Annotated in this window: 7 protein-coding genes and 1 pseudogene; 4 read left to right on the top strand and 4 right to left on the bottom strand. The window is 65.4% G+C overall.

Going from position 1 to position 10387, the window contains the following annotated elements:
• Positions 1 to 3348: a phospholipase D-like domain-containing protein gene (locus tag QWY74_RS00835; RefSeq protein ID WP_290313565.1), complete on the top strand. Its 3348-nt coding sequence runs from the start codon at positions 1 to 3 to the stop codon at positions 3346 to 3348.
• 634 nt (positions 3349 to 3982) lie between these two features.
• On the opposite strand, the gene QWY74_RS00830 is transcribed toward QWY74_RS00835, so the two are convergent.
• Positions 3983 to 4324 carry a DUF427 domain-containing protein gene (locus QWY74_RS00830; RefSeq protein ID WP_264826683.1) on the bottom strand — a complete coding sequence of 114 codons (342 nt, stop codon included), beginning with the start codon at positions 4322 to 4324 and terminating at the stop codon, positions 3983 to 3985.
• A 189-nt stretch (positions 4325 to 4513) separates the two neighbouring features.
• Here QWY74_RS00830 and QWY74_RS00825 point away from each other — a divergent pair, with 189 nt between their 5' ends.
• Positions 4514 to 5509: an ion transporter gene (locus QWY74_RS00825; RefSeq protein ID WP_264826684.1), complete on the top strand. Its 996-nt coding sequence runs from the start codon at positions 4514 to 4516 to the stop codon at positions 5507 to 5509.
• A gap of 58 nt (positions 5510 to 5567) precedes the next feature.
• On the opposite strand, the gene QWY74_RS00820 is transcribed toward QWY74_RS00825, so the two are convergent.
• Positions 5568 to 6605 (bottom strand): T6SS phospholipase effector Tle1-like catalytic domain-containing protein, encoded by a 1038-nt coding sequence (locus QWY74_RS00820; protein WP_264826685.1) that lies wholly within the window; start codon positions 6603 to 6605, stop codon positions 5568 to 5570.
• Between the two features lie 113 nt (positions 6606 to 6718).
• Here QWY74_RS00820 and QWY74_RS13015 point away from each other — a divergent pair.
• A pseudogene (locus QWY74_RS13015) lies at positions 6719 to 7144 on the top strand (hypothetical protein); the annotation flags it as partial.
• Between the two features lie 14 nt (positions 7145 to 7158).
• The gene (locus QWY74_RS00810) at positions 7159 to 7923 is read left to right on the top strand and encodes a TauD/TfdA dioxygenase family protein (RefSeq protein ID WP_290313562.1); all 765 of its coding nucleotides are present in this window, start codon (positions 7159 to 7161) and stop codon (positions 7921 to 7923) included.
• A 74-nt stretch (positions 7924 to 7997) separates the two neighbouring features.
• Here QWY74_RS00810 and QWY74_RS00805 read toward each other — a convergent pair whose 3' ends face one another.
• A complete protein-coding gene (locus QWY74_RS00805; RefSeq protein ID WP_264826688.1) occupies positions 7998 to 8675 on the bottom strand; it encodes a type 1 glutamine amidotransferase domain-containing protein in 678 nt (225 codons plus the stop codon).
• A 153-nt stretch (positions 8676 to 8828) separates the two neighbouring features.
• Complete coding sequence (locus QWY74_RS00800; RefSeq protein WP_290313561.1) at positions 8829 to 10319, bottom strand: MFS transporter; 1491 nt, start codon at positions 10317 to 10319, stop codon at positions 8829 to 8831.
• Positions 10320 to 10387: the final 68 nt, after the last annotated feature.

Below are 10387 nucleotides of genomic sequence, written 5' to 3'. Positions count from 1 at the left end.
ATGGTCGATCTCGTCCCCGCCCCCGATACACTCGGCCTTTCTTCCCCGGCCCTGGGCCCCTGGTTCCGGCACAGCGACACCAACGTCACCCTGCCGACGCTGCCACTGCCCGACGCCGACCTGTCGCTACCACTGTCGCTGGGCACCGATATGCAGTGGCGTACGCCAGCGGTTGCCACCCGTTCCTACCTGTTTGCCAGCGACCCACGGCCGCCGGCCCTGCGCGGTCTGCGGAAGGAAGACGGCAGCCATGCCTTCACCGACGGCAACCTGGTGGTGCTACTGACGCTGTTGCCGGAAGCCGAGCTGCGGCTGTGGTCGCTCAGCCAGATCATCCCGTCACCCGATGGCAGCCCCGCGCCGCCGGCCAACCAGCCGGCACGCCCAAGGGTGCGCTGGCTGGCCATGGAAGTGCCCGCCGCCAGCGCCGGCAGCATGGCCGATATCGAGAACCTGCGTGAAGCTGACCTGCCGACCGATCTCAGCAGCGACGCCGACAAGGCGGCCTTTCTCGGACTCGACAGCAACGCCGGCCTGGCCAATGCCAAAGAGCCGGTGCACGAGCTGCGCCAACCGGAGACGCCCAGCGCCGTGGCAGTGCAGAACCGCAGCGGCACCGCGCTGAACGTCAAGCTATGGTGCTTCGACTACCGCGGCCGCCCGCTGGACCCCGGCGCGGTGGCCAACTGGTGGACCTTCATGGCCCAACCCGGTAACTGGGACAACCTCTGGGCCGACGATGAAGAGACCGACCCACTTACCGCGGCGGTCGCGGCCGGGCGCGTGGTGCACCTCACCAATGCCCACGAAGGCCCCATCGACCCGCCGTTGCTCAATCGCCTGAACCTTGGCGACCTCAACCAGACCGCCGGCTCCACGGCGCTTTACCAGGCCGCCACCAACCCGGCCATCGCCCTGACCGCGGCGGCCGATGCCGATACCGACAGCGCCCCACTGCCGCGCCTGGCCGCCCTGCCGCTCGGCCACTACGCGCCACCGGATACGGCAACGCCCTTCGCCGGCTGGACCGGCGGCAACTTCCCCGCCGGGATTACCCGCGACTTCCTGCGCATCGCCTGTGTCGATATCGAAAAGCACATCGTCGGCCTGGCACGCACAGCCGGTACGCCCCAGGCCGACCCACGCCTGCGCCTCAGTGCGGCGCGCAACACCGCCGCCAACCCCGTGCTGGCCACCAGCGACGCCGTCACCGGCCGGATCATGACCACGCTCGACGCCGCCGCCAACGGCATTGCCATGGCGCCGGTGATGGATCGGCTGTGGGGCCAGACCAACCCGCCGGCGGACTTCGGCACCGGCGACCTTCCGGACACACTCGACTTCAGCGTGCGCGCCCTGGCCGGCGAAGGTCAGACCTCCGCCGGTGGCTCGGTCGCCGAGCAGCACGTGGCCGTGCACTTCGAGGGCTCGCTGCCCCCGGGTGGCTGGGTGCGCCTGTGGACCCACGGGCTGGATACACAAAGCGGCCGCCGCTTCCGACAGCACGGCGGCGCCGCGCTGGCCGATGCCAATGGCGATGCCTGGCTGGTAGCGGCATTGCCGGACGGCGCCGCAGCCCCCACTGCGCCGGATGCCGACCCGGTGCCGCTTTCCTGCGAGGCGCTGGTCATTGCCGATGGCCAGAGCCGCTATTATCCCGAGCTGCGCTTCGACCGCCCGGCCACCATAGACGGCAACCAGCTTAGCCTGGCCGCCCCGCCCGACATCCCCGCCGGCATCACGCTCTGGCTGTGCGAACAGGGCGCGGCCATGAACCGTGGCACCGGCCAGTACGCCAGTGGCCAGACCCTGTTGGCCATTCCCGACGATGCCAACGCCGCCCCGCAACGGGTCGACCTGGCCAGCCTCGACGCCAGCGACCTGGCCGCCAGTACCCTGCCCAATGCCGCGAGCGCCGGCGATACGCTGGTCGTCACCGAGCCCGCCTTTGGCCAGACCCCGGACGGCGACCTCGAGGCGGCCGACAGCGCGGCCACCCTGGTCAAGCGCGAGCGCAATGGCCTGAGCGAAGTGGCGACCATGGGCCGTCCGGCTCCCTCCCAGGAGCGCCGCGAACTGGCCGCCTACGATGCCGAGGGGGCCAGCGGCGTCATCGGTGCCACACCGGGGCGCGCCGCCTACCACGAGTCACCGCCCATGCAGCTCGGCCACCCCGGCGTGCCCGCCGCCGCGGAAATCCACGGCCCCGGCGCAGCCCTGGCCGGCCCCGCAGCCGATGCCCTGCGTCAGCCCATGGCGGAGCGACGCGCCGACAACCTGCTCGACTTCGTCACCCACACCAGCGTGCCGGTCACCGCCACCCCGGACCCGGGCGGCACCACCACCTGGGCGGCCGTGCTGGAAACCGGCACCTACGGCGTGGCCGGCGATGCCGCCATTCGCGCCCTGCTGGCCAACAACCCCGGCTTTCAGCCCGGCCAGATCTGGCAGAATCTCAAGAGCCAGATCGAGGCTGCCGTGCAGAACCAGACCGGCCAGACGGTCGACCTGGATACCATCACCGGCACGAGCACTTTCGACGACGATGCCCTGGCCGCCGCCCTCGACCGCATGATCCTCAACACCCGCGACGGCAGCGCCCACTTCGCCACTGCCCTGCAGGCCGCCATCGAACGCGCCGAGGACTTCCTCTACCTGGAGACCCCGGCCATCGACGCCCTGACGGCCAACCCCGGCAATATTGACTTGCTTGGCGACATCCAGGCCCGCTGGGCCGAGCGGCCCGAACTGCGCGTGCTGTTGTGCGTGCCGGAAAAATACCTGCCGAACCAGACCGCCAAGCTGGAAGACGTGCGCAGCGCCGGCGTGCGCGCCGCCCTGAGTGCTCTGCGCACGGCGGGCAACGACCGCGTACAGCTGTTCTCACCAGTGGCCGGCCCCGGCCGGCCCGGCTACCTGGCCAGCACCAGCGTGATCGTCGACGACGCCCTGATGCTCACCGGCAGCACTCACCTGTGGCGACGCGGCCTGACCTTCGACAGCTCACTGGCCGTCGGCCTGTTCGACGAGAACGTCGCCGTCGGCCGCCCCGCGGCCGTGCGCGCCGCCCGGCAACAACTGCTCGCCAATGCCCTCGGCCTGCCGCTGAACTTCCTGCCCGACGACCCGGAAGACTGCCTCGACGCCATCACGCAGCTCAACGCCAGCGGCGGTCTTGGCCGCGTCGACCCCAGCGCCTACCTCGCCGGCGGCGACAACGCCCCGAGCAGCACCGACATGGAGATCTGGAACCCCAACGGCCGCCCCAACGGCACCTCGGACTGGCTGACCTTCTTCGCCGCACTGACCGGCGACGCCTCCACCGAATTCAACAACGCCATTCGGTAGCCGAGCGACTCAGCGGGATGGCAATTGGCGAACATCCGGGCGCATGCCATCCTGAGGATGCCCCATATCAGCAATGAGGCCAGCCTTATGGAAGTCATTAGCGATACAAATGTTGGAGCCCACCTGCAAGAGACGGCCTATCTTCTACGCACTCCCAAAAACGCTCAGCGTTTGCTGGATTCCGTTGCCGAACTGGAGCAGGGCGAGGGTCAAGAAAAGGAATCCCCGAATGAAGCCACCGTCTCCGAGCGCACCCCGGAGGACTAGCGGTGCTGGCAAAAAGCGACAAAAAATCCTTACCAGCATCAACGAAGAACATTGAATGGTTTACAAGGTAACCGATGACGCCCTGCTGATCGCTCAGCTGCGGTATCACTACTGAACGCCGTAGTTAGCATTATTAACCACTTTTACCTGAAACATGGGCCGCGAACCCCTTCCTCGTCTCCTTTGTCAGGCCAGATAGAACAGAGAAAAGAGCACGCACAACGTCAACCCCCATCGCCCTGGCAACATTAACCATATCATCGGCCTCTGTCAGCGCTGGTAGCGACCAACTGCTAACGCCCCCAACACGCACGTTCGATGACACAGGCTCCTTTCCACCTTGTGGCCTCAGCCTCGATTCCCGTTGTCATTCCACTGTCTCCTGCACCTTGTCGGCATCGAAGGCTATTCGGCCAGCGATTTCCTGCATCTCGTCGAGGGGGCTTTCATAGCTCCAGGCGATATCGGGGAGATCGGGCAGCGAGTAGTAGGTGCTGTCGCCCTTGAAGGGGCAGTGGGTCACGGTGGTGGAGACGCTGAGATTTAACATATCCACATCCGCTTGCGGAATGTATTGCCGGTGTGGATAGCCTTTTTCGCGCAGCTCAAGGGCTTCGCATGTATCGGCAAGCAGGGTGTCGCCGTGGTAGATCCGCACCCTGCGTGTATGCGGGTGCAAGGTGATGCGGGTCGCGGGGTGTTGGGCCATGGGCAGGTCTCACGCGAGTTGGCTGATTCATCAGCTTAGAGCCCGAGGGCATTCTCTGTCATCGTAGGAGATGGGTTTTTAGAGCCCGCGACTGGAGTCCTGCCTCTGGCAACCGGGCCTCCCCTGCCGCCCTTGGACGCGCTAGGCTGGTGGGGTAGACGGACATCCCGACGCATTCAAGGAGGTAGCATGCCCGCCACCCGCACAGCCTCGCCTGCAATGGAGCGGGTCCACCTGGTGTGGGACCTGTTCATCCTCGTGCTGGTGGTCGCCAACCTGGCGCTGTTGCTGTTCGACAGTCTCTTTCTCCTGCCGCCCTTGAACAGTGCCTTTGCCTCCGTGGCGCCGGGCCTGCACGGGGCCTATGAGCAGCACATTCATGCCAACTTCCTGCGCATTGATCTGGCCTTCGTGGCGGTCTTCCTGCTCGATGTGCTGCTGGGTTGGGCCGTGGCCATCGCTGAGCGGCACTATCATCGCTGGTTCTTCTACCCCTTCGTGCACTGGTACGACGTGCTGGGCTGCATTCCGCTGAGCGGCTTCCGGCTGCTGCGTGTGCTGCGCGTCATCTCGCTACTGCACCGCCTGCAGCGCATGGGGCTGATCGATGTGCGCCAGTGGTACCTGTATCGGGTGGCCGCCAAGTATGTCGATATCCTGATGGAGGAACTCACCGACCGCATCGCCATTCGCATGCTCGATAACGTGCAACAGGAGTTGCGCAACGGCGATGGCCTCTCGGGACCACTGATCGAGCGAGTGGTGGAGCCGCGCAAGCAGGCGCTGATCCGCGAGGTGAGCCAACGGCTGGAGGCCATGGCGGGTGATGCCTACGCCAACAATCGCGACGATACCCTGCGTTATGTGCGCGGGCTGATCAGCCGCACCCTGTCGGAGAGCCCCGAGATCAAGCGGCTCTCGCGCCTGCCGATGGGCAGCCAGGTGAGTCGCAGTCTGGAGGGCTCTCTATCCGACCTGGCCTGCCACCTGATCGACGAGGCCCTGGCCGGGCTGCGTTCGGCGGAATTCTCGTCGCTGGTGGAACACCTGGCCGAGAGCGGCTTCGATGCCTGGCTGCATACCGACCCCAAGACCGAGCAGATCACCGAGCAGGTGCTGGTGGACATGCTGGAGCTGCTCAAGGATCAGATCGCGGTGAAGAGCTGGCAGAACAAGTACGAGTGATATCGACGCACCGCCGGCATCGAGTGGGCAGCCTTGACGGGGCCTGCCCTTCCGCCGGCTATTCGCCCACGCCGAGATTGTCCCAACCGTGGCTTTCCACCAGGGCCTTGAGTTGCGGTGGCCGGTAGCGCGGGTCCTCCTGGTAGCGCCGTTTGACACTGGGGTGAATAAGGGTGGGCCTGTCCGCGTCGACCAATTCTCTCTGCAGTGGCGACGTGAAGCGATAAACGTGCTTGCGTGACTTGTGGAGCTTGCCCGCCGCGCCATTGGTCAGGCTATCGCGGAGATGCGGCTCCACCTGGAGGCCGGCGCTCTCGGCCTGGTTGAGCATCCACTGCAGGGGCGTATCGGAGGCGCGAACTCCCGTGTTCCTGTCGGGCGGGTAGGAGCCACCCACGTCGCTGTGCACCCCGGCAAACCAGACCTGCTTGAGGTCGACGCCCTCTCGGGGAAGCCAGATGGTAGGCTTGAAGTCTTCGCGCTTTTCATCGATGGCCATGGCGTGGCGCACGGTCGAGACGTTGGCCCCGATCTTGGTGTCGTAGAACTCATCATCTCGATCGAACAGCCCCATCAGGCTGTGCGGTATGCCCAGCGCGCCCACGGTATCCCACACACCGATGAAGTGGACATGGCGAGAGGCGTGGCTGTAGTTGGCGCGAAACGCCCTGGCGGCCTCTCCATCGGGGTGATTCTTCGCTCGCGGGCTCTTATAGACCTTCCAGGCTTCGGTCACCAGCCGGGCATGCTGCCGGGTGAGGATGCCGCAGTTGTTGATCAAGCCGCTCAGGGCCCTGACGGTGTAGGCGCCGCGGCTGAAACCGAAAAGGTAGATCCTGTCGCCGGGCTCATGGTTGTGCAGGATGTAGCGGTAGCCATCCAGGATGTTCTTGTGAATGCCCGCGCCGGTGACGCCCGCCGTCAGCTTGTCGTGATAGGAGCCGAGCCCCCAGTCATAGAACACATGCTGCTTGAGCCCATTGGCCTCGGGCCGAATGGCACGCGAAAGCTTCAACACATTGGTCGGATGGTCGGTTGCCAGATCTTCTTCTGGTCGGTTCCAGGTACCATCCGCGCAGATCACGATATGCGCCATTGCCCCACCCCTGGACCTTGTTGCCCATCTACTCGAAGTCTAGCCCGCCCTGAGGGAAAACCAAGCGCGGGCCAGTCGCTCCAGGAGGCATCGTCGACTGATGGACCGGTAGAATGTCGCCAGTGAGTCTGGGGCAGGAGCTATCGGGTTTGGCGCATCGCGGGGACTTTGCGAGAATGCCGCCACATCCATTCCATGCGTGCCCCATCTCCCGGCGATATTGCCCAACTGACTCGGAACGCCCGCGCCAGCCGTGTTACGGGGATGGAGAGCGCACTGGTCACCGCGACAGGAGGTTAGCCATGACGACTAACCCATCGACTCTTCCCTCCCTTGATCCGGCCCGCGTCGCCACCATCGAGCAATTCGGCGCCACCATCACGCCACTCGACCCGCTGGGTGCCGAGGTGCGGGGCATTGACTTGTCGGCGCCGCAGGCGCCACCCCCGGAAGTGCTCGAGGCGCTGGAGCAGGAAATGGCTCAACGCGGCTTCCTGGTGTTCAAGAACGAGGCCCCTCTGGAGGCCGAGGACTTCCTGCGTGCCAGTTGCTGGTGGGGTGGCAAGGAGTTGCACAGCACTCATGGGTTCACCCGGCCACGCCCCAGGGCAATCCGCATATCTTTCGCCTGTCCAACGATCAGCGCCATGGCATTCCGGGCGTGGGTCCGCAATGGCACAACGATGGCAGCTTCAATGCGGATACCTTTTCGCATTCGGGCTATCACATCATCCGCCCGGCCGAGAAAGGCGGCGGCACCTACTTTGCCCACCAGGGCGCCGCCCATGATGCCCTGCCGGCGGACCGTCAGGCCTTCTGGCGTCGGCTGTCCTCGGTGAACTCCTCGTCCGGGGTGGTGCACCCCGTGGTGCACGAGCCCCCCGTTACCGGACGTTGGTGCATCTGGCTGCATCTGGGCATGACCGGCGCCGTGATCGAGAAGGTGCCCAACGAGGAGGCCTTTCGCCTGCTGAACGCCGATGAACTCAAGCAGCTCTGCCATGAGTACAACGACATCCCGAATGCAGGCCTGGAGAACGGCTATGCCTGCGAGTTCGAGTATCAGGAAAACGACTGCGTGTTCATCGACAACCTGGCGGTTGCCCACCGCGCCGCGCCCGGGGCGCACCTGCCCGCCGAGGAACAGGGGCTGAGGATCATGCACCGCAGTACCGTGCGTGGCACTCAGGACCTCGCCCCCGGCTTCGGCCTGCCGCAGCATGTCGATATTCATGGCCCGCGGCCCCAGGCCGAGGGCGTCTGGCAGGGTGGCGGTACCGGCTTTCGTTGGGAAGATGGCATTCCCATGCGCAACTGAAAACGCCATGACCCGCGCTCACCATCGGCGGGCGCGGGTCATGTGCGGGCGGGATGCCGAGCGGTCAGTGGCGATCAGGCCAGTTGCTTCAACAAGGCCTGCGCCACCGCTTCCGAGCTAAAGGGGTTCTGGCCGGTAATCAGGCGACCGTCTTCCACAACATACGCCGCCCAGTCATCGCCCTTCTCGTACCGCGCTCCCAGGCGGATGAACTCGTCCTCGATGAGAAACGGCACCACCTCGGTCAGCCCCACAGCGGCTTCCTCGCCGTTGGTGAAGCCGGTGACCCGGCGGTCCTTGATCAGGGCCTCGCCGTTTTCGCCCTTGACGTGACGCAGCACGCCCGGTGCATGGCAGACAAAGCTGATCGGCTTGCCGGCCTGGTCGAAGTCCTGGATCAGCTTGATCGACGTCGGCGACTCGGCCAGGTCCCAGAGCGGGCCATGGCCCCCCGGATAGAACACCGCATCGAAGTCGGCCGCCGAGACCTCATCGAGCTTGAGCGTGCTGGCCAGCACCTGCTGGGCCTGCTCATCCTGCTTGAAGCGCTCCGTGGCCGGCGTCTGGGCGTCCGGCTGATCGCTGTTGGGGTCCAGCGGCGGCTGACCACCCGCGGGCGACGCCAGTGTCAGTTCGGCCCCGGCATCCAGGAAGGTGTAATAGGGCGACGCGAACTCCTCGAGCCAGAAGCCTGTCTTGTGGCCGGTGTCACCTAGCTGGTCGTGCGATGTCAGGACCATCAGAATTTTCATCTGTTACCTCCGTCGTTGAGTATGGCCCAGTATGAGACCGGCATGGGTCATCGGGTCAACCAGTGCAGGCAAATGCTCGGGGATGGCGCTCATGTCATCGAGAAAGTCCGAGAGGGCCGGGCATGGCCCCACTGCAGGCATGCAATGTGCCGATCAGGAGCGCTGCGGATTATCCGCCGACTGGTGCTGGCTCGACTTGTGGTCCTCATCCTGCAGGCTGCCATCTTGGCCGGAGTCCAGAGCGATATCCGCGCCATCGGCTTGAGCCTCAGCCGATTCCCCGCTTGCCGTGGTCTGATCATTGCTATCGACGGTGCTCTCGGTGGGGGCAGCATCGCTGGCTTGTGTCGCGTTGTCATCCGCGGTTGACTCGGACTCCTCTCCAGGGTCCTCCGGGTCTTCCAGCGGCTCGCCTTCCTCGTTCTGCAGCTGATGGTCGTAGGCAGCCTGCAGACCAGTGTCTTCCTCGACGATCTCTTCATCGCCAATCTGATAGATGTGCCCAGGATAGAATGGCGAGAGGATGGCAATCAGGATGCCCAGCGAAGCGAAGATGGAGAAGGCATCGGCGTAGTTGAAGGCATTGACCAGAGCACCGATGACTGGCGAGCCGGTTGCCTGGCCGAGCGACACCGCCATGAAGGGCAGCACCGGCCCCACCGCGAGACGACCGGGCAGCAGGCGGATGCCGGTCATGAGATAAAGGCCGGTCAGACTCATGTAGGCCAGGCCGAACACCAAAGCGGAGAAGGCGGCTAACAGGGTCTGCGAGGGGCTGGCCGCCAGCAGCACCAGGCTGGCGGCGAGCATCATCAGCATCAGCGCATGAGTGATGGGCGGATTGTTACGGTCGGCCAGGTCCGCCGCCACGGCACCACCAAGACCGGCAATGCCCACGGCCAGCCACAGCCAACCGGTGGAGGCCGGCGACAGGCCACCCAGGGTGACCACCAGGTCGGGGGCGAAGATCCAGTAGGCCGAGGACACGAAGCCCATCACGAAGGCGAAGATGGTCAGCCGGATCAGCCGGGACCAGGGCAGCTCGCGCAAGGGGGCCGGGGGCGCCGCGTTGGCCGGCGTGATCTGCGATACCGAGGGCAGGAAGAGCCAGGCGGCTATGACCCCGAGGGCGGCGCAGATGGCGAAGGAGAGATAGGCCAGCCGCCAGGCGCCGACCATGAAGAGTACCGTCGGCACGGCGACGATCAAGCCGATGCTGGTGCCGGCATTCATCACCGAGCTCACGCGGCCGTGCATGGAGCGTTTGACGATGGCCTGCATGCCGGCAGTCAGCGCAGGCATCATCAGCCCCGTGCTGATACCGCATGAGAATACCCCGGAGCCGAGCATCGTGGCATCGCTGGCCCGGCTGATCAGCACCAGCCCCGCCACGCCGAACAGGCCGGAGAGCACTGCCGTATAGCGGGCGCCGAGGCGATCCGTGATCAGTGGTGCGACGGCAGTGGCCAGCAGGAAACTGATCAACGGCAAGGAACCGATGATACCGATCACCGAGGTGGTGAGTCCGAGCTCGTCGCGAATCTGGGGAACGAAAAGACCAAAGGCAAAGCGCGCCAGGCCGTACGTGATGGCAATCAAGGCCGCGCCGAAGATCGCAAACCCCGTGCTTGAAAGAGACCTCATGGCACCCCCGCCTGACACATCCTGAAAGTCGCCGCTCCAGCCTGACCCGATGGTTCGGGAACCGCTGA

This window comes from Halomonas almeriensis, assembly GCF_030409235.1.
GTDB lineage: Bacteria > Pseudomonadota > Gammaproteobacteria > Pseudomonadales > Halomonadaceae > Halomonas > Halomonas almeriensis.
This window is presented reverse-complemented; position numbering and strand designations above follow the sequence as displayed.

Bases quoted from the DNA above. Each gene is read 5' to 3' on its own strand.
- QWY74_RS00820 (WP_264826685.1), bottom strand. From the start codon at position 6,605: ATGGCGCATATCGTGATCTGCGCGGATGGTACCTGGAACCGACCAGAA.
- QWY74_RS00800 (WP_290313561.1), bottom strand. From the start codon at position 10,319: ATGAGGTCTCTTTCAAGCACGGGGTTTGCGATCTTCGGCGCGGCCTTG.
- QWY74_RS00825 (WP_264826684.1), top strand. From the start codon at position 4,514: ATGCCCGCCACCCGCACAGCCTCGCCTGCAATGGAGCGGGTCCACCTG.
- QWY74_RS00830 (WP_264826683.1), bottom strand. From the start codon at position 4,324: ATGGCCCAACACCCCGCGACCCGCATCACCTTGCACCCGCATACACGC.
- QWY74_RS00835 (WP_290313565.1), top strand. From the start codon at position 1: ATGGTCGATCTCGTCCCCGCCCCCGATACACTCGGCCTTTCTTCCCCG.
- QWY74_RS00805 (WP_264826688.1), bottom strand. From the start codon at position 8,675: ATGAAAATTCTGATGGTCCTGACATCGCACGACCAGCTAGGTGACACC.